This window comes from Phenylobacterium sp. (genome assembly GCF_030698145.1).
Lineage (GTDB): Bacteria > Pseudomonadota > Alphaproteobacteria > Caulobacterales > Caulobacteraceae > Phenylobacterium.
Genome location: NZ_JAUYNW010000144.1, coordinates 1 through 17,372, shown reverse-complemented (window position 1 = coordinate 17,372; position 17,372 = coordinate 1). Strand labels below are relative to the sequence as shown.

Sequence of the window (17,372 nt, the reverse complement as noted above, 5' to 3'; positions counted from 1 at the left end):
GCTGCGCAAAGCCGCCGAACGCACCGTCGAGGCCACCTGGCGGCGCATCGGCGATCTGCTCGGCCAATTCAGCCCAGCAGAATGCGCCAACTACCTCGTCAACTCAGGATACGCTCCAAGCTGAAACGGTCAGGCTCTAGAGCGCCTTCGCGAGCGCCTCGAGGATCATCGTCCAGCCGCCCTCGGTGCGCTCGACGTATTCATCCCCGATATCTTCGTGGGTGAGGATCAATTCGCAACCGTCGCCGGCGGGGCGGATCTCCACCGTCACCCGGGTCGTGTCCTTGCTGTAGGCCTCGACCGAGAAATCGAACACCAGGCGACGCGGCCGGTCGATCTCGACATAGGTCCCGTGGTGTGACGCCTCGCCGACGCCCGGCCGCTTGTCGACGATGAGGAAGCCGCCGCCGACCCGGGCGTCCATCTCCACCTTGACGATCTCGCCGGTGGGCGTGGCGAACAGGAACTTCGCGGCCAGCTTCAGGTCGATCCAGGCGTCAAACACCTGCTCCGGCGTCGCGTCGAACCGGCGGGACACGGAGATGGTCTTGGTCATGGCCTGGTCTCCTTGAGCGCCGCCTCCAGGGCGTCGAGCTGTCTGGTCATCAGCGCGCGCTGGCCCTCGATCCAGGCCATGGCCGCGTCCAGGGGCTGGGGATTGAACGACAGCAGGTGCTCGCGCCCGGCCCTGCGGCGGCGCACGAGGTCGGCCCGCTCCAGGATGCGGATGTGCTTGGAGACCGAGTTCAGCGAGATGTCGAAGGGCGCGGCCAGGTCGGTCACCCGCGCCTCGCCCGTCCCCAGCCGCGCCAGGATGGCGCGGCGGGTCGGATCGGCCAGGGCGGTCAAGGTGTCGTCGAGCTGCATTATTCACCCGTATAGGTGAATAACACCCAAAGCAGACAGGCGAGTCAACGGCGATTCAATTGAAATTCTATCGCCCTTGGAAGTTCCCAGGCCGGCGTTCCTGCACCGCGCGAACGCCCTCCGCGAAATCCTCGGTGGCCCGCAGGATGGTCTGCTCGGCGTGCTCGTGATTGGTCCGCGCGCGGACGGCGGCGGCCAGTTCTCCGCGCAGGGTCTTGCGGGTGGCGAGGACGGCCAGCGGCGCGTTCCCGGCGATCTCCCCGGCCAGGCGCTGGGCCGCGGCCAGCAGGTGTTCCTGCGGAACCACCTCGTCGACCAGGCCCCAGGCCAGGCCCTCCTCGGCAGGCACCCGGCGCCCGGTCAGGAACATCAGGCTGGCCCGCTGCTCGCCGATCAGCCGGGGCAGGGTGTGGGTGAGGCCAAAGCCCGGATGGAAGCCCAGCTTGACGAAGTTGGCCGAGAACTTGGCCTCGGGCGAGGCCACCCGGAAGTCGCCCACCAGGGCCAGGCCAAGGCCTGCCCCCACCGCCGCGCCCTGGACGGCCACGATGATCGGGGTCTCCACCGAGAACAGCCGCACCGCCTGATCGTAGAGGGAGTCGATCCCCCCCATGCCGTTGTTGGCGATGCCGTCCGACGAGACCAGGTCGGCCCCGGCGCAGAAGGCCTTGCCCGCGGCGGTCAGGACGATGGCGCGGATGCTGTTGGCGCGGTCGGCGTCCTCCAGGGCGTCGGCCAGGTCGGACATCAGTCCGACCGAGACGTGGTTGTAGGGCGGGCGGTCGATCGTCACCGTGGCCACATGGCCTTCGGTGGTCACGGTCAGGCTGTCGCCGTAAGCGGTCTTCATCGTCTGGTCCCCAACAGGTTGCGGGCCACCACCCATTTGTGGACTTCGGTGGGGCCGTCATAGATTCGCATGGTCCGCAGCTTGGCGGCCATCAGTTGCAGCGGCAGTTCCTTGGTCATGCCCATGGCGCCGAAGGTCTGCATGGCGCGATCGACCACCTCCCACGCCATCTCGGTGGCGTAGGCCTTGATCATCGAGATCTCCTGGCGGACGTCGCGGCCCTGGTCCAGCTTCCAGGCGCAGTCATAGGTCATCAGCCGCGCGGCGTGGATGCGGGTGGCGGCGTCGGCCACCCAGAACTGGATCGCCTGGCGTTCCGACAGGGGCAGGCCGAAGGTCTTACGCTGCGGGGCGTACTCGCAGATCATGTCCAGCGCCCGCTGGGCCATGCCGATGGACCATGAGGCCATCTCGATCCGCCGCGTGCCCAGGCGGATCTGCATGGGCCCGAAGCCGTTGCCCTCCTCGCCCAGCAGCTTCCAGCCCTCCACCCGGCAGTCGTCCAGCGCGATCTCATAGGTCGCCGCCCCGCCGATCATCGGGATCTTGCGCAGCACGTTGAAGCCGGGCGTCCCCTTGTCGACCAGGAAGGCGCTCATGCCGCCCCGCGCGCCCTTCTCCTTGTTGCTCACCGCCATGACGATGGTGAAGTCGGCGTCCTCGGCTCGGCTGATCCAGATCTTCCGGCCGCGCAGGATCCAGTCCTCGCCGTCGCGCTCAGCGGTGGTCAGCATGCCGGCCGGGTCGGCGCCCGCGCCGGGTTCGGAGATGCCGATGGCCGAGATAGTCTCGCCGGCCACGTAGGGGGCGAGATAGGCCACGCGCTGGCGCTCGTTCACCGTGGCCATCAGCATGCGCAGGTTCGGGCTGTCGGGCGGCAGGGTGTAGGGCGTGACGGTCTTGCCCAGCTCCTCATTGACCCCGACCATGGCCACATAGGGCAGGTCGACCCCGCCCACGTCCTCCGGCGCGTCCAGGCCCCAGAGGCCGAGCGAGCGGGACACCTCGTCCAGGCGCTTGTGTTCGGCGGGTCCGATGCCGAGCCCCCCGCCCGAAGCCTCGCGCGCCAGCACGCCCTGTTCCAGCGGCATGAGCTCGTCCTTGACGAACCGCGCCACCAGCTCCTTGAGCATCCGGTGTTCGTCGGAAAGTGCGAAGTCCATGGGGGTTCCTCTCAGGATCTATGTGCGCTCCGGCGCCTAAGGGCAGTCAAGCCAGTGTTTGAGCCGCGGCCCGCAGGGTCTTCACGTGGTCTTCCAACCTGGCGTCCAGTCGCGCGACCGGGCCGCCGAGGCCGATGGCGAACCGCCGGCCGAAGGGGGCGACGGGCAGCAGGATCGCGACCAGGCCGACGCCGCCGGTGACCAGGTTGCGGGTATAGGCGTAGCCCTGTCGCCTGATGGCCGAGACCTCCCGCATGACTTCGGCCAGGACGATCCGGTTGGCGGGCTGGTCGTCGGCGATGTTGATCCGGCGGACCAGCAGGTCGATGTCGGCGTCCGGCAGGGCGCTCAGCAGGAGTTGGCCGACGCCGCTGCGGGCCAGGGGGCGGACGATGCCGGGCGAGGGCGTGTAGTGCAGCGGCTCGGTCGAATGGACCACATGCACATATTGGGCGAAGAGATCGCTCTGGGTGCCGAGGATGACGGTCTCGCCGGTTCGGTTGCGCAGGTTCTCCATCATGGGAAGCATGTCGATCTCGCCGAACAGGGTGGCCGGCACCCAGCTCCCCAGCACGGCGATCCTCATGGTCGGCAGATAGGTCCGGCTGCGGCGGTCGTACTCAAGATATCCAAGTAGAACGAGGCTCTTGAGCAACGTGGCGCCGCTGGATACCGGATACGATAGGTGATCGCAGATCTCCTTGAGCGAAAGCGGCCGGCGAACCCGGTCGAAATACTCCATGATTTCTATGACGCGTCGGGCCGATTTCACTGTGGAAGCGGTCATGTGTCGAGGGCCCTGGAAGATTTCCACATATATGGAATGTCCCTGCGGCGATGGGAAATTGTTGTTGGCGCCCGTAACGGCGCCTAGGGCAGGCGAGGCTGGCCAGTGGCGGGCATTGCGCCATGATGGCAAAAAGCGTGGAGGGGAGTGGGATGGAACCGAGGAAATTGGCCGGCGAGGCGACGGGTCCGCTGAAGGGCATCCGCATCCTGGACCTCACCAGCGTGGTGTTCGGCGCCTATGCGACCCAGATGCTGGGCGACCAGGGGGCCGAGGTGTTCAAGCTGGAGGACCCGGGCTCAGGCCGCGGCGACGGCGGCGACATCATGCGCTGGGCCGGCCACGTGCCGAAGGGCGCCCCGCGCGACCTTGGCCCCATCTTCCTGACCATCAACCGCAACAAGCGCTCGGTCCTGGTGGACATGAAGGACCCCGAGGCCCGGCCGCTGCTGGAGGCCCTGATCAAGAGCTGCGAAGTGTTCGCCACCTCCATCCGCTATGACGGCCTGAAGCGTCTGGGCCTGGCCTATGAGGACGTGAAGGCCCTGCGGCCCGACGTGGTCTATGTCCATGCCGCCGGCTATGGCTCGGAGGGCCCCTATGCCGGGGAGCCGGCCTATGACGACCTGATCCAGTCGGCCTCGGGGATGGCCGACCTGCTGCCGCGCACCGACGGCAACCCCACCCCGCGCATCCTGCCCAGCCTGATCGCCGACAAGGTCTCAGGCCTGTTCATGTCCCAGGCGATCACCGCGGGCCTGCTGCACCGCGAGCGGACCGGCGAGGGCCAGTTCATCGAGGTGCCGATGCTGGAATGCATCACCAGCTTCACCCTGGTGGAGCACCTCTATGATCACACCTTCGAGCCGCCTACCGGCCAGTGGGCCTATCAGCGGGTGACCAATCCCAACCGCAAGCCCTACCAGACCAAGGACGGCTATATCGGCCTGCTGCCCTATACCGACAAGCAGTGGGACCAGTTCTTCGCCGCCGCGGGCCTGGGCGAGACCTTCGGCAAGGACCCGCGGTTCTCCGACTATTCGACCCGGGGCAAGCACATCCACGAGCTCTATGCCCTGGTGGGCGAGGTCACCCAGACCAAGACCACCGAGGAGTGGATGGCCCTGCTGAAGCCCCTGTCGATCCCGGTGGTGAAGACCGCCCGGCTGGACGACCTGCCCGACGATCCGCATCTCAAGGCCGTGGGCTTCTTCGAGCGCTACGAGCACCCTCATAGCGGCCCGTACAACGCCATGAAACCGCCGGTGAAGTTCACCGGCTCGCCCAGCAACATCCGACGCCACGCCCCGCGCCTGGGTGAGAACACCGAGGAAGTCCGCGCCGAGATGGGCCTCAAGGCCGACTGATGCGGGTAGCCGTGGTCGGCAGTTCGGGCTCGGGCAAGTCGACCTTCGCCCGGCGCCTTGGCGAAGCCCTCTCCCTGCCGGCCATCGAGCTGGACGCCATCAACTGGCAGGCCGGCTGGCGGGATTTGGCCACCCGCGATCCCGAGGAGTTCGGGCGTCGGGTCGAGGCCGCGATCGCCGGGCGCGGCTGGGTCACCGACGGCAACTACAGCCTTGTCCTGCCGCGCATCCTGGCCCGCGCGACGGACGTCGTCTGGCTGGACTACGGACGCTCGGTGATCATGCGCCGCGTCCTGCGCCGCTCGTTCGTGCGCTCCCTGACCCGCAAGGAGGTCTGGCCCGGCACCGGCAATGTCGAGACCTGGCGCACCTGGCTCGACAAAGAGCATCCCGTCCGCTGGGCCTGGGACAACTTCGATCGCCGCAGGGCGCGCTTTGAGGAGGCGTTCGCCGACGAACGGCTGTCGCACGTCGCCGTCCGCCGGCTGCGCCATCCGCGCGCAGCTGAGCCGCTGATTCAGCGGCTCAGTCGCGAGAATACCGCCGAGGTTCGCGCCGAGATGGGGCTGGACTAGCCTGGTCAGAGACTGGCCTGCATCTGATGCAGGCGGGCATAGGCCCCGCCCGCGACAATCAGGGTGTCGTGGCTCCCCTGTTCGGCGATGCCGTCTTCCGTCAGCACCAGGATGCGGTCGGCGTTGCGGACGGTCGACAGGCGATGGGCGATCACCAGGGTCGTGCGCGCCTTGGCCAGGACCTGCAGGGCGCTCTGGATCGCCTGCTCGCTCTCGTTGTCCAGCGCACTCGTCGCCTCGTCGAAGATCAGGATCGGGGCGTCCTTGAGGAAGGCGCGGGCGATGGTCAGCCGCTGCTTCTGTCCGCCCGACAGCTTGACCCCGCGCTGACCGATGTCCGTCGCGTAGCCGTTCGACAGGGCCATGATGAAGTCGTGCGCGTTGGCCGCTCTCGCCGCCGCCACGATCTCAGCCTGGGTGGCGTCCGGACGTCCATAGCGCAGGTTCTCCGCCACTGTCCCGGCGAACAGGTAGACGTCCTGCTGCACCACCCCGATGTTCCGGCGTAGCGACGCCAGGCCAATGTCCCGAATGTCGACGCCGTCCAACAGGATCGCCCCCTGCGTCACCTCGTAGAAGCGGGGGATGAGGGCGGACAGCGTGCTCTTGCCCACCCCCGACGGGCCGACCAGGGCCACGAACTCGCCGGGCGCGATGTCGAACGACAGGTCCCGAAGCACGTGAGGCCCGTCGTCGTCGTAGCGGAATCCCACGTCGCGGAAGGCCAGCGCGCCCGATGGCCGGGCGATCTGCGTCGCGCCGGGCCGGTCCTGGATGTCGGGCGCCACCTCCAGGATCTCCATCATCCGGGCGAAGCCGGTGAAGCCCAGCTGCCAGAGCCGCGCGAAGTTGGCGACTCGCTGCACCGGGTCGATCAGAACCGCGACGCACAGCAGGAAGGTCAGCATGTCGCCCACGCTCAACTGGGCTTGGACCACCCGGATCGCGCCCACCACGATGACCGTCACGGTGATCAACTGCGTGAAGGTCAGCGTACCGATGGAGAAAAACGCCTCGCTGCGGTAGCCCGCCCGGCGGCTGTCGAGGAACCGTATATTCTCCACCTCGAACCGGTCGTTCTCCAGCCCTTCGTTGGCGAAGGACTTCACGACGCGGATGCCGGCCAGCGAGTCCTCCACCCGCTCGTTGACGGCTGCAATCTGTCTGCGGCTCAGCTTCAGCGCCTGGTTCATCCGGCCGTTGAAGTGCAGGGCGTAGATCACGGCGAAGGGGATGATCGCCAGGATCAGAAGCGTGAGCTGCAGGTCCAGATAGGCGAGGATCACGGTCGCGCCGACGAATTTGAGGACCGCGATGGCCAGGTCCTCGGGCCCGTGGTGATAGAGCTCACCCACCGACGTCAGGTCGTTGGTGATGCGGCTCATCAGCTGCCCCACGCGCTGGCGGTCGTAGAAGCTGAACGACAGCTTCTGACAGTGTTCGAACAGCTCCTTGCGCAGGGCGCTCTCCATCTTCGCCCCCATGACGTGGCCCTGGTAGTCCACGAACAGGGTGCTGAGCGCCTGGACCACCAGCAGGGCCAGCATGATCGCGCCCATGGCGTAGATCTGGCCCATGGCGTCGGGAAGGTCCCCGAGCGTGTTCAGCCGCCGGGTGATGAGGTTGGCGCACAGCGGCAGGAACAGCGCCGTCAACGAGACGACCAGCGCGCAGGCGACATCGGCCACCAGCAGCGGGATGTGCGGCCGGTAGTATGAGACAAATTTCCTCAGGCGTGCGGGCGAGAGGTCGCTCGGCGCGTCGTTGCGCCGTTCGTGGGAGAAGGTGCGCGCAAGGCGCGCGAAGAGGTCGCTAGGGGCGGCGTGCGCCGGCGGCCTCCGAGATGGGGAATGCATGAAGCGTCATGTCCTGATGAATGAAATCTCCTTTCTGGCTGGACATGGAGGATTTCATTTCAGGCTCCTGGGAACATGCCGCTTCGGCGACCCGGACTATGCGGTCCACGCCGGAGAAGCGCAATGGCGCCGCTCAGTTGGCTGGGGCATGCGCGATCTCGTGGCCCAGGATGTGCGCCTCGAGGGTCTGGGCCAGCGCCACGGGATTGTCTTCCTGGACGTTGTGGCCGGCCTCGGGGATCACGCACCAGCGGCCATCGGGGAAGCGGCCGGCGAAGGCCGCGGCGGTGTCGTCGGTGACGATCCTGCTGCGGGCCCCGCGCACCACCAGGACGGGACAGGCGATGTCAGCGGCCTGGCCCTCCAGGTCGGCGAGCTTGCCCAGGATGTGCGGGAAGTCCGGCGGGCCGCGGCGGTCCTGCCGTAGCCCGAAGCCGTCCGGCCCGGCCTTCATCAGGGCCTGGTAGCGGTAGAGCATCAGGTCCGGATCGGTCTGCGGGCTCACCGCCAGGGCCTTGGCGACCATCTCCTCGACACTGGCGGTCGTGGTGATCGCGCCCATGAAGCCGCGCAGGTTGGCGCTGGCGCCGAAGTCCACGTGATCGACGACGTCGATGAAGGTCAGGCTGGCCGTCCGCTCGCCGAGGGCCGCCGCTGAATGGCCCGCGACGCAGCCGCCCAGGGACATGCCCACCAGATGGGGTCGGGCCACGCCCAGATGATCCACCAGCGCCAGGACGTCGCCAACCGAGGCCTCGATCCGGTACGCGTCAGCCCAGCCGCTGTCGCCGTGGCCGCGCAGATCCATCGCCACGCAGCGCACGCGCGGCCGGAGCGCGGAGCAGACCAGGTCCCAGGTATGGGCGCTCAGCGACCCCCCATGCAGGAAGATCGCCGTGGGCCCGTCGCCGCCCCAGTCGAGATAGGATAGCTCCAGATCGCCGCTTGGCGCTCGGCCCACGGCCGGCGGCTCTCCGACGGCGATGCCGCGGGCGGCGCCCAGCTTGCGCAACAGGTCGTGGTCCATCCGGCGCCCTCCGCCTCGCGGCAGGCAGGACGCCGGATGTCACCTAGCGGCAGTCAATCGCAGGGCGGTCGATCAGGCTGGCGCGAACACCGGGACGGGCGGACCGCCCTCGGTCTCCTGGAACCGGACCTTCACCTTCTGGCCGATGGAGAGCCCGTCGGGCGCCACGTCGACGAAGTTGGTCAGCACGGCCGGGCCCTCGTTCAGGGTCACATAGCCGATGGCGTAGGGGCCGGTCGGCGAGCGGTGCATGACGCTGTAGGTATAGATCACGCCTTCGCCCGGGCTCTCTTCCCAGACGGTCTCGTCGGAGAAGCAGAACGGGCACAGGGCGCGCGGGTACCAGTGCGCCTCCCCACAGGCCGTGCAGCGCTTGATGAGGAACCTGCCCTCGGTCGCCGCGTCCCAGAAGGGCTTGCTCTCGATGGTCACCGGCGGGGCGGGGATCTTGCGGGTCATGGTGGTCGGGGCGTCTTGAACGTCGCTCATGCCTAAGCCTCCCGTTCCATGATGAGGGTTGCGGCCCCATGACGGGTGCCCAGCGAGCCCCCCGTGCCGTGGGCGAGCGCGATGTCGCAGTTGGGCACCTGGACCTTGGGGTGGGCCTCGCCGCGGAGCTGGCGCACCGCCTCGATCACCTTGGTGATGCCGCCGCGGTTGGTCGGGTGGTTGTTGCAGAGCCCCCCGCCGTCGGTGTTGAAGGGCAGCTTGCCGACGCCCGAGATCAGGTTGCCGTCCGAGACGAACTTGCCGCCCTCGCCCTTCTTGCAGAAGCCGAGGTCCTCGAGCTGCATCAGCACGGTGATGGTGAAGCTGTCATAGATCGAGGCGTACTTGATGTCGGCCGGGGTGACGCCCGCCTCGCCGAAGGCGATGGGGCCGGACCAGACCGCGCCGGAATGGGTGAGGTCCAGGTTGCGCCCGCCCATGGGGCCCTTTGGCGACTCGCCCGCGCCCATGATCTTGACCTTCGGCCGGTTCAGGCTCTTGGCTACCTCGGGGCTGACCACGATCAGGGCGCCGCCGCCATCGGTGACGACGCAGCAGTCCAGCAGGTGCAGCGGGTCGGAGATCATGCGCGAGTTCACCACCTGCTCGACGGTGACCACGTCCTTCAGGAAGGCGTGCTCGTTCCACTGGGCGTGATGGCTGGCGGCCACCTTGATCCAGGCGAGCTGCTCGCTGGTGGTGCCGTACTCGTGCATGTGGCGCATGGCGCACATGCCGTAGGTGTTGTGCGTCGAGCCGCCGTAGATGTTCTCGTAGCCGGCCTCGGGCGGGCCGTCGGAGAGCTGGCCGGGCTTGCCCGCGCCGCCGCCCCAGCCGCCCTTGTTCTGCCGCGGACGGCCGGCCAGCGTCACCAGGGCCACCGAGCACTTGCCCTCGGCGATCGCCTGGGCCGCGTGGCCCACATGCAGCAGGTAGGACGAGCCGCCGGTCTCGGTGGAGTCCATGTGCCGCACGTTGCGCAGGCCCATATAGTCGATCATCGACATGGCCCCGAAGCCGGGCGCGTCGCCGGCGCAGAAATAGCCGTCGATGTCGTCCTTGGTCAGGCCGGCGTCGGCCAGGGCGCCCTTGGCGCACTCGGCGTGAAGCTGCGGCGTCGACTTGTCGGGCGCGTCACGGAGCGGATGCTCGTACGCCCCCATGATGTAGGCCTTGCCTCTTATGCTCATGCGTTTCCCCGGAAATGTCTTTGAAGAATGGTGAGGGCTTATCGCGGCGACCCCTCCATGTCATCCCGGCCGTAGCGACGCGGAGAGCCGGGACCCATAGACACCGACTTGGCCGGAGGCGGCGAGGCCGAGCCGCATCCTGCGCGATCAGGTGCGTATGGGTCCCGGTCTTGCTGCGCAAACCGGGATGACAGCGGTGGATGGATGGGCGTTACGCGTCAGCCTTCAGCTTCGCGATCCGCTCGTCCCGCAGGGCCGCGCGGCGCACCTTGCCGGCGTCGTCGCGCAGGGGTTCGTCGACGAACTCGTAGGTCCGCGGCTGCTTGTAGGTCACCAGGCGGGAGGCCAGGTGGCCCCGGATCGACTCCTCGTTCCGCGGGCCCTTGGTCTGGACGATGGCGTGGATCTTGTTCCCCAGGTCGTCGTCGGGGATGCCGATCACCGCGCAGGACTGCACGTCGGGATGCTCCTCCAGCGCCGCCTCGATCTCGGCCGGATAGACGTTGGAGCCGCCCACCAGGATCATGTCGGTGCGCCGGTCGGCCAGGTAGAGATAGCCGTCCTCGTCGAACCAACCGATGTCGCCCAGGCTCTCCCAACCGCCGGGCAGGGTCTTGGCCGTGGCGCCGAGATATTTGTAGGTCGGCGGCGCGCCTTCCGGCGGGCGCATATAGATCTCGCCCACCTCGCGCGGCGCCAGGGGCTGGCCGTCCTCGCCCACCGCCATCATCTCGCCGGCGGTGACCTTGCCCACCGAGCCGCGATGTTCCAGCCATTCGGCGCCGGAGATGATGGTCACCGCCTGGGCCTCGGTGCCGGCATAGAGCTCCATGACCGTCTCGGGACCGACCCAGTGGATGAAAGCCTCCTTCAGCCAGGCCGGGCAGGGTGCGGCCAGGTGCCAGAGGGTCTCCAGCGACGACAGGTCGTAGCGGTCGCGCACCTCCTGCGGCAGGTGCCAGATGCGGTTCATCATGGTGGGGACCAGATAGACCCATGTGGCCTTGTGCTTCTCGATGGCCGCAAGAGTCGCCTCGGCTTCGAAGCGCGGCAGCAGCACCATGTGCGCGCCCATGGCGAAGGCCGCCATCATCATGCCGAAGCCGGCGTTGTGGTAGAGCGGGGCCGGCAGCAAGGCGATGGAGTCCGCCTTCAGCCGCCAGCCGCCGACCTCGGGGATTTCCTTGGTGCTGACTCCCGGCTGGCCGGCCAGGATCAGCTTGGGTCGTCCGGTCGAGCCGCCGCTGGTGGGCGCCTTTGAGACCGGGGCGGTGACGTCGGGCAGGTCGCTGTCGTCGTCGGAGAGCGCCATCAGGTCGGAGACCGACAGCAGCGGCCGGTCGATCTGGTGCTCGAACTGGGCGATCACCACCGGGGTCTGGGCCAGCTCCATGATCGCTTCCAGCTCGGCCTTGGGCAGGCGGAAGGCAACCGGCTGAGGCGTCGCGCCGACCTTCCACATGGCCCAGCAGGCCACGGCGAAGTCGGTGGAGTTGGGCAGGCCCAGCGTCACCAGGTCGCCCAGCTTGACGCCATGGGCGAGCAGGCCGCGCGCCGCGCGGTTGGAGAGCCTGTGGAACTCCAGATAGGTGAGGGTGACATCTCCGCAGCTCACCGCCGGGGCGTCGGGCTTCAGCTCGGCCAGCAGTTTCAGCTTGGCGCCGAGCGAGATCATCTCGTCAGACATATGGGTTCCGTCCCTGGAAATGGATCGGGCTCTGGCGGCCCGCTGATCCTGAATGGGATGCGCCGCCGAAATGCGCGGGCGGGGCGCGATGAGTTTCCTTCGCGCAAGGCTTGCGTGGCAAGCGCCGATTGCGGCGCCGGCCAATTCGGGCTTTAGGACGTCGTTCAAGCGTTTGAGTGGGAGAAGGCCATATGTCCGCGGAAGAACTGCTCACCCAGGATTTCGGAACCCTGGCCGACGTGATCCGCGCCCAGGCCCAGGCGCTGGGCGCCAAGCCCGCCCTGGTGGACGCAAACCGGACCATCTCCTACGCCGAACTGGACGAGCTGATGGACCGCGTCGCCGCGGCCCTGCAGCGCGAGGGGGTCGGCAGGGCCGACGTGGCCGCGGCCTGCGCCACGACCTCGGCCGAATACGCCGCGACCTTCTTCGGCATCCTGCGGGCCGGCGCGGTGGTCGCGCCCCTGGCCCCGTCCTCGACGCCCGAGAGCCTGGTGATGATGCTGCAGGATAGCGGGGCCAAGGTCTTCTTCCTGGACGCCGGCGTGGCCAGGCAGCTCGAGGGCGTCGCCGACCAGATCACCGCCCAGCGGGTGGCGCTGGACGGCTCGTCGGCCGGGATCGCGTTCGAGGACTGGCTGGCGCCGAAGGGCTCCAAGCCGACCCCGGTCACCGTCGACCCCGACCAGGGCTTCAACATCATCTATTCGTCGGGGACCACCGGGGCCCCCAAGGGCATCGTCCAGCCGCACCGCATGCGCTGGGGCCAGATCCGCCGCGGGGTCTATCCGGCCGACTCAGTGACAATGATCTCCACCCCGCTCTATTCGAACACCACGCTCGTCTCCTACCTGCCGACGATCTCCAACGGCGGCACGGCGGTGCTGATGCCCAAGTTCGACGCCGAGCAGTTCCTGAAGCTGGCGGAAAAGCACCGCGCCACCCACGCCATGCTGGTGCCGGTGCAATACCGCCGGATCATGGAGCGGGCCGATTTCGACAGCTACGACCTGTCGAGCTTCAAGATGAAGTTCTCGACCAGCGCGCCCTTCTCCCCGGAGATCAAGGCCGACGTCCTGAAGCGCTGGCCGGGCGGGCTGATCGAATATTACGGTATGACCGAGGGCGGCGGCTCCTGCGGCCTGGTCGCCCACGAATATCCCGACAAGCTGCACACGGTGGGCAAGCCCCTGCCGGGCCACGACATCCGGCTGATCGACGAGGACGGCAAGGAAGTCGCGCAAGGGCAGATCGGCGAGGTGGTGGGCCGTTCGGGCGCCATGATGGTCGGCTATCACAACCAGCCGGACAAGACCTCCGACGCCGAGTGGTGGTCACCCGACGGCCTGCGCTTCATCCGCACCGGCGATGTGGGCCGCTTCGACGAGGACGGCTTCCTCACCCTGATGGACCGCAAGAAGGACATGATCATTTCGGGCGGCTTCAACGTCTATCCCAGCGACCTGGAGGCCGAGATCGTGAAGAACGAGGCCGTGCTCGAGGCCGCTGTCGTGGGCGTGCCCTCCGACAAATGGGGCGAGACTCCGGTGGCCTTCGTGGCGCTGAAGCCCGGCCAGTCCATCGCCGCCGAGGCCCTGAAGACCTGGGTCAACGACAAGCTCGGCAAGACCCAGCGCCTGGCCGACCTGCAGCTCGTCGACCACCTGCCGCGCAGCCACATCGGCAAGGTGCTGAAGCGTGATCTGCGCGACGCCTATAAGGGGTCGGCCTCGTGAGCTCGGTCGCCGATCTCTGCGACGAGCATGAGGAGACCATCGAGGTCTGCGAGATCCAGTTCCGCGACTTCGGCGGCAATACCGCCTTCGCCGGTCCCATCCGCACGGTCCGCTGCTACGAGGACAACAGCGTGGTGAAGGCCCTGCTCGCCGAGCCGGGAGACGGCTGCGTCCTGGTGGTCGACGGCGGTGGCTCCCTGCGCCGGGCGCTGGTCGGCGACATGCTGGCCGGCGACGCGGTGAAGAACGGCTGGGCCGGGATCGTGGTCTACGGCGCGGTGCGCGACAGCGTGGTGCTGTCCACCCTCGATATCGGGATCAAGGCGCTGGGGACCATCCCCATGCGCGGGATCAAGCGCGGCGAGGGCGTGGTCGACACCCCGGTGGCCTTCGGGGGCGTTGTCTTCGTGCCGGGCGACATGCTGCACGCCGACGAGGATGGGATCGCCGTGCTGGCCGCCGACGGCTAGATTGAAGGAGCCTGCCATGTCCGCCGTCTTTCCCGCCCTCAGCGACGCTGATCCCGTCGGCGGTCTGAACCGCATGCAGCAGGGCTACCTGCCGGGCGAACTCGGGCTCGAGGTCCTGGAGGTCCGTCACGGCTACCTGCGCAGCCAGGTGAAGGTCGAGAAGCGGCACATGGGCCCCAACGGCTACATGCACGCCGCCAGCGTCGTGGCCCTGCTGGACACCGCCTCCGGCTATGGCTGCCGCATGGCCCTGCCGCCGGGCTCCAGCGGCTTCACCACCATCGAGATCAAGACCAACTTCCTGGGTACCGCCAGGGAAGGCGAGACGGTGATCTGCGAGGCTGTCCTGATCCACGGCGGCCGCACGACCCAGGTCTGGGACGCGGTGGCGACCAACGACCACACCGGCAAGGTGATGGCGCTTTACCGCTGCAGCCAGATGGTCCTGCGGCCCCACTGACGCGTGCGAAAACGCCCGCTTGATCTGGCGTGGCCGGATGAGTAGGTTCCGCGCCTCGCTCAGCGGGCCCTGTCACTCAGGGCCCGATGTCGTCTCTGGAGAGGTGGCTGAGTGGTCGAAAGCACCGCACTCGAAATGCGGCGTACCTGGAAGGGTACCGTGGGTTCGAATCCCACCCTCTCCGCCATGGCCGACATCGCAGTCTCATTCGCCTGGGAAGTCTCCCGGCTCCCGTGACACTCGGAGCGGGCGTCGTTGACATCCTCAACCTGAGGCATATGCTCGCCACGAGTTCGCCTGGGCGTAGTTAGCCGGCGCCTCTATTGCCTGTGCATTTTTCGGTCGGGGCGCTCGCGCCGTCGCGCGACGCAAGCGGAGCGGGTGCGATGGGGTTCTGGCGGACGATTGCGGGTCTGGCGGCCGGCGCGATGGCTCTCACGGTGACGGCCTGCCAGCCGGCGCCAACCGTGCGCTACCAGAACGCGCCCAACGGCCCGGATCCCGAGGTGAAGATCATCGCCATCTCGCCGACCGGCGGCGTGACCGCCGTCTCGCCGGACGACATCGATACGAACGGGACCTTCATCGCGAAGTCTGGAACCGAACTGATGATTTTCGGCCAGGGCAAACACCCGGCCGGCGTTGCCTCCATGACCATGCAATTGATCCACGACGGTAGCACGAAGAATGTCGCCACCTTCACCCAGACCGCCGCGGTCGGCGCCCAGGTCCAGAACCCGGTGGCGATTTACGCCAGCGACGGACTGGGCAATTCTGCGGGCGTCTATCCGTTCACCTTCAAGCTGACCGACGACAAGTATTCCCTCTTGCTGACAGCGAGCGATGCGGCCGGGCACAAGCGGACCATTACGGCCAAATTCGCCATCCAGTATTCGAGTGGCGGCGGCGGCGGGGGGACCGTGATTATCGGCGGCGGCAGTAGCGGCGGCGGCTCCACCACCCCCAACCCCACCTGCACCTGTCCCGACCCGGCCAACCGCCAGTGCGGCGAAGTCTACGGCGGCACGTGCTCAAGCAGCGCCGAGTGCGTGCCGGGGATGCTGTGTCTCTACGATCCCGCCCAGCAGCGGAAATACTGTCAGGTTCAGAACCTGGCTTGCCCGCCGGCGACCTGCTGGAAACCGTCTGACCTGTCCTATGACCGGACCAAGTGCTTCGCCCCAGCCCCTGGCTAGGAATGCGATCCTAACCCTCCACACTCCGCCCCGTCCGCCAGGCCAGCCCCAGCGCCGCGACCGTCGCCACGGCCGCCAGGAACAGCGGCAGGCCCGGCAGGACCTCGTGCCGGACCGCCCAGGCGAAGCTCAGCCCGAACAGGCTCGGCCCCACCACGGACGCCAGCCCCATCAGCGCCTGGTTGGCCCCCTGAAGTTGCCCCTGTTCGCTCGGACCCACGCGGCGGGTCATCAGGCCCTGCAGACCCGGCGTGAGCAGGCCGGCCAGGCAGGAGATCGGCATGGCCGCCATGTAGATCAGGCTGGTGGGGGCCAGGCCGTACCAGATGAAGCCGACGATGCTGGCGCTGGCGCCGATCAGCATGGCGCCGCGCTCGCCGAAGCGGGCGACCACGGGGCCCACCAGGACGCTCTGCACCGCCACCCCCAGCACCCCGCCGGCCATCATGTAGAGGCCGGTCACCACCGGCGACCAGCCGTAGCGGTAGCTGGTGTAGAGGACGAAGATGCTGGGCCAGACCATCTGGGCCAGCTGATTGAGGAAGTGGATGCCGGCCAGGCCGAACAGCTCGTGATGCGAGCGCAGCAGATTGAGCGAGCCGATGGGATTGGCCTTGCGCCAGTCGAACCGCGCCACCCGGCGTTCCGGCGGCAGGGATTCCGGCAGCACCAGGAAGCCGTAGATCACGTTGACCAGGGTCAGGGCCGCGGCGGCCAGGAAGGGCAGGCGCAGGTTGACCTCGCCCAGCAATCCGCCGATCGCGGGGCCCGCCAGGAAGCCGAAGGAGAAGGCCGCGCCCATCCAGCCGAAGGCCCGCGCCCGGCCCTCGGGCGGGGTGACGTCGGCCACATAGGCGTTGGCGGTGGAGAAGGCGCCCGAGGTCGCCCCGCTGATCATCCGCCCGACCAGCAGCCAGGTCAGGCTGGGGGCCAGGGCCATGAACAGGAAGTCGACAACGAGGCCGCAGAGCGAGACCAGCAGCACCGGGCGGCGTCCCAACCGGTCGGAGACCAGGCCCAGGATCGGCCCGGCGAACAGGCTCATCACCCCGCCGACCGTGGCGAACACCACGTTCCACTCCGAGGCCGCGGCGGTGTCGCCGCCGGTGAACTGCTTCAGCAGGGCCGGCATGATGGGGATCATCAGGCCGAACGACATGGCCGTGGTGACGGCGCTGACGAAGATGAAGCCGAACGCGGCGCGTCCGGCGACGCGCGGCGTCCCTAGCGGGACATCCACGGTTTCGACTTGGCCGAGGACTGGGCGGCGGCGGCCTGCTCGCGCTGGAACCGTCCGCCCCGGGGCGGCTTCGGCTTGGCGGCGATGGCGGCCTTCTTCAGGCGCAGGGCCTTCTGGATCGGAGTCTCGGCGGGGTCGTCCGGCTGGTCGGTCATTGGGGGTCGTCCTCCGCGGAGGACGACCCTACCGCACCCGGCCGCGTCGCGCCTAGAGCGTGACAGCCTGAAGTGGATGCCGGTTCAGGCGTCCGTCACGCTCTAAGTCTTAGACGTTAGGCGGTAGTGACGATTTAGGATTCCCTGACTGGCGCTGTTCTGATTCAACGCTTCTCTTTGGAGGGTGTGTTGGAAGGCGAGGTTCTTCGGGACGATCAGTGGGCGCGGATCGAGCCGTTCGTGCCGGGCGGTCGCAA

At 68.0% G+C, this 17,372-nt stretch carries 18 protein-coding genes and 1 tRNA gene; 7 read left to right on the top strand and 12 right to left on the bottom strand.

All coding sequences use genetic code 11. The annotated features are described in order from the left end of the window. Positions 1–136: 136 nt before the first annotated feature. From Q8Q77_RS19930 to Q8Q77_RS19910, 5 genes are all read right to left on the bottom strand, one after another. Positions 137–556 carry an SRPBCC domain-containing protein gene (locus Q8Q77_RS19930; RefSeq protein WP_305585759.1) on the bottom strand — a complete coding sequence of 140 codons (420 nt, stop codon included), beginning with the start codon at positions 554–556 and terminating at the stop codon, positions 137–139. Continuing rightward, positions 553–867, bottom strand: a complete 315-nt coding sequence (locus tag Q8Q77_RS19925) for a helix-turn-helix transcriptional regulator (protein WP_305585758.1) — start codon at positions 865–867, stop codon at positions 553–555. The genes Q8Q77_RS19930 and Q8Q77_RS19925 overlap by 4 nt, the downstream gene beginning before the upstream one ends. A 67-nt stretch (positions 868–934) precedes the next feature. Beyond that, positions 935–1,717 carry an enoyl-CoA hydratase/isomerase family protein gene (locus tag Q8Q77_RS19920; RefSeq protein WP_305585757.1) on the bottom strand — a complete coding sequence of 261 codons (783 nt, stop codon included), beginning with the start codon at positions 1,715–1,717 and terminating at the stop codon, positions 935–937. Further along, positions 1,714–2,880 carry an acyl-CoA dehydrogenase family protein gene (locus Q8Q77_RS19915; RefSeq protein ID WP_305585756.1) on the bottom strand — a complete coding sequence of 389 codons (1,167 nt, stop codon included), beginning with the start codon at positions 2,878–2,880 and terminating at the stop codon, positions 1,714–1,716. The genes Q8Q77_RS19920 and Q8Q77_RS19915 overlap by 4 nt, the downstream gene beginning before the upstream one ends. A 46-nt stretch (positions 2,881–2,926) precedes the next feature. Then, complete coding sequence (locus Q8Q77_RS19910; RefSeq protein WP_305585755.1) at positions 2,927–3,667, bottom strand: IclR family transcriptional regulator; 741 nt, start codon at positions 3,665–3,667, stop codon at positions 2,927–2,929. Positions 3,668–3,819: 152 nt separating this feature from the next. Between Q8Q77_RS19910 and Q8Q77_RS19905 the strand changes: the two genes are divergently transcribed. Together Q8Q77_RS19905 and Q8Q77_RS19900 are read left to right on the top strand one after the other, a co-directional pair. Further along, on the top strand, positions 3,820–5,034 hold the full coding sequence (locus Q8Q77_RS19905) for a CaiB/BaiF CoA-transferase family protein (protein ID WP_305585754.1): 1,215 nt from the start codon (positions 3,820–3,822) through the stop codon (positions 5,032–5,034). Further along, positions 5,034–5,609 carry a hypothetical protein gene (locus tag Q8Q77_RS19900; RefSeq protein WP_305585752.1) on the top strand — a complete coding sequence of 192 codons (576 nt, stop codon included), beginning with the start codon at positions 5,034–5,036 and terminating at the stop codon, positions 5,607–5,609. The genes Q8Q77_RS19905 and Q8Q77_RS19900 overlap by 1 nt, the downstream gene beginning before the upstream one ends. A gap of 5 nt (positions 5,610–5,614) precedes the next feature. Here the strand turns inward: Q8Q77_RS19900 and Q8Q77_RS19895 are convergent, their stop codons facing one another. The 5 genes from Q8Q77_RS19895 to Q8Q77_RS19875 all read right to left on the bottom strand — a co-directional run bounded on the left by Q8Q77_RS19895 (position 5,615) and on the right by Q8Q77_RS19875 (position 11,858). Further along, positions 5,615–7,465, bottom strand: a complete 1,851-nt coding sequence (locus Q8Q77_RS19895) for an ABC transporter ATP-binding protein (protein WP_305585750.1) — start codon at positions 7,463–7,465, stop codon at positions 5,615–5,617. 133 nt (positions 7,466–7,598) lie between these two features. Next, positions 7,599–8,492 (bottom strand): alpha/beta fold hydrolase, encoded by an 894-nt coding sequence (locus tag Q8Q77_RS19890; protein ID WP_305585749.1) that lies wholly within the window; start codon positions 8,490–8,492, stop codon positions 7,599–7,601. A 72-nt stretch (positions 8,493–8,564) separates the two neighbouring features. Then, entirely contained in the window at positions 8,565–8,981 is a 417-nt protein-coding gene (locus Q8Q77_RS19885; protein WP_305585747.1) for a Zn-ribbon domain-containing OB-fold protein, read from the bottom strand. Between the two features lie 2 nt (positions 8,982–8,983). After that, the gene (locus Q8Q77_RS19880; protein ID WP_305585745.1) at positions 8,984–10,171 is read right to left on the bottom strand and encodes a thiolase domain-containing protein; all 1,188 of its coding nucleotides are present in this window, start codon (positions 10,169–10,171) and stop codon (positions 8,984–8,986) included. A gap of 211 nt (positions 10,172–10,382) precedes the next feature. Further along, positions 10,383–11,858, bottom strand: a complete 1,476-nt coding sequence (locus tag Q8Q77_RS19875; protein WP_305585743.1) for an AMP-binding protein — start codon at positions 11,856–11,858, stop codon at positions 10,383–10,385. Positions 11,859–12,049: 191 nt separating this feature from the next. Between Q8Q77_RS19875 and Q8Q77_RS19870 the strand changes: the two genes are divergently transcribed. From Q8Q77_RS19870 to Q8Q77_RS19850, 5 genes are all read left to right on the top strand, one after another. After that, a complete protein-coding gene (locus tag Q8Q77_RS19870) occupies positions 12,050–13,594 on the top strand; it encodes a class I adenylate-forming enzyme family protein (protein ID WP_305585741.1) in 1,545 nt (514 codons plus the stop codon). After that, complete coding sequence (gene rraA / locus Q8Q77_RS19865; protein WP_305585739.1) at positions 13,591–14,064, top strand: ribonuclease E activity regulator RraA; 474 nt, start codon at positions 13,591–13,593, stop codon at positions 14,062–14,064. The genes Q8Q77_RS19870 and rraA overlap by 4 nt, the downstream gene beginning before the upstream one ends. Positions 14,065–14,080: 16 nt before the next feature. Then, complete coding sequence (locus tag Q8Q77_RS19860; protein WP_305585738.1) at positions 14,081–14,524, top strand: PaaI family thioesterase; 444 nt, start codon at positions 14,081–14,083, stop codon at positions 14,522–14,524. A 97-nt stretch (positions 14,525–14,621) separates the two neighbouring features. After that, positions 14,622–14,711: transfer RNA gene (locus tag Q8Q77_RS19855), tRNA-Ser, on the top strand. A 136-nt stretch (positions 14,712–14,847) separates the two neighbouring features. Beyond that, on the top strand, positions 14,848–15,720 hold the full coding sequence (locus tag Q8Q77_RS19850; RefSeq protein WP_305585737.1) for a hypothetical protein: 873 nt from the start codon (positions 14,848–14,850) through the stop codon (positions 15,718–15,720). 10 nt (positions 15,721–15,730) lie between these two features. On the opposite strand, the gene Q8Q77_RS19845 is transcribed toward Q8Q77_RS19850, so the two are convergent. Further along, a complete protein-coding gene (locus tag Q8Q77_RS19845) occupies positions 15,731–16,960 on the bottom strand; it encodes a TCR/Tet family MFS transporter (RefSeq protein ID WP_305585736.1) in 1,230 nt (409 codons plus the stop codon). Beyond that, entirely contained in the window at positions 16,945–17,115 is a 171-nt protein-coding gene (locus tag Q8Q77_RS19840; RefSeq protein WP_305585733.1) for a hypothetical protein, read from the bottom strand. Before Q8Q77_RS19840 ends, Q8Q77_RS19845 begins: the two co-directional genes overlap by 16 nt. Positions 17,116–17,372 lie beyond the last annotated feature (257 nt).

Coding starts and splice junctions, on each gene's coding strand:
- Q8Q77_RS19930 (WP_305585759.1), bottom strand. CDS start 556: ATGACCAAGACCATCTCCGTGTCCCGCCGGTTCGACGCGACGCCGGAG.
- Q8Q77_RS19925 (WP_305585758.1), bottom strand. CDS start 867: ATGCAGCTCGACGACACCTTGACCGCCCTGGCCGATCCGACCCGCCGC.
- Q8Q77_RS19920 (WP_305585757.1), bottom strand. CDS start 1,717: ATGAAGACCGCTTACGGCGACAGCCTGACCGTGACCACCGAAGGCCAT.
- Q8Q77_RS19915 (WP_305585756.1), bottom strand. CDS start 2,880: ATGGACTTCGCACTTTCCGACGAACACCGGATGCTCAAGGAGCTGGTG.
- Q8Q77_RS19910 (WP_305585755.1), bottom strand. CDS start 3,667: ATGACCGCTTCCACAGTGAAATCGGCCCGACGCGTCATAGAAATCATG.
- Q8Q77_RS19905 (WP_305585754.1), top strand. CDS start 3,820: ATGGAACCGAGGAAATTGGCCGGCGAGGCGACGGGTCCGCTGAAGGGC.
- Q8Q77_RS19900 (WP_305585752.1), top strand. CDS start 5,034: ATGCGGGTAGCCGTGGTCGGCAGTTCGGGCTCGGGCAAGTCGACCTTC.
- Q8Q77_RS19895 (WP_305585750.1), bottom strand. CDS start 7,465: ATGCATTCCCCATCTCGGAGGCCGCCGGCGCACGCCGCCCCTAGCGAC.
- Q8Q77_RS19890 (WP_305585749.1), bottom strand. CDS start 8,492: ATGGACCACGACCTGTTGCGCAAGCTGGGCGCCGCCCGCGGCATCGCC.
- Q8Q77_RS19885 (WP_305585747.1), bottom strand. CDS start 8,981: ATGAGCGACGTTCAAGACGCCCCGACCACCATGACCCGCAAGATCCCC.
- Q8Q77_RS19880 (WP_305585745.1), bottom strand. CDS start 10,171: ATGAGCATAAGAGGCAAGGCCTACATCATGGGGGCGTACGAGCATCCG.
- Q8Q77_RS19875 (WP_305585743.1), bottom strand. CDS start 11,858: ATGTCTGACGAGATGATCTCGCTCGGCGCCAAGCTGAAACTGCTGGCC.
- Q8Q77_RS19870 (WP_305585741.1), top strand. CDS start 12,050: ATGTCCGCGGAAGAACTGCTCACCCAGGATTTCGGAACCCTGGCCGAC.
- Q8Q77_RS19860 (WP_305585738.1), top strand. CDS start 14,081: ATGTCCGCCGTCTTTCCCGCCCTCAGCGACGCTGATCCCGTCGGCGGT.
- Q8Q77_RS19840 (WP_305585733.1), bottom strand. CDS start 17,115: ATGACCGACCAGCCGGACGACCCCGCCGAGACTCCGATCCAGAAGGCC.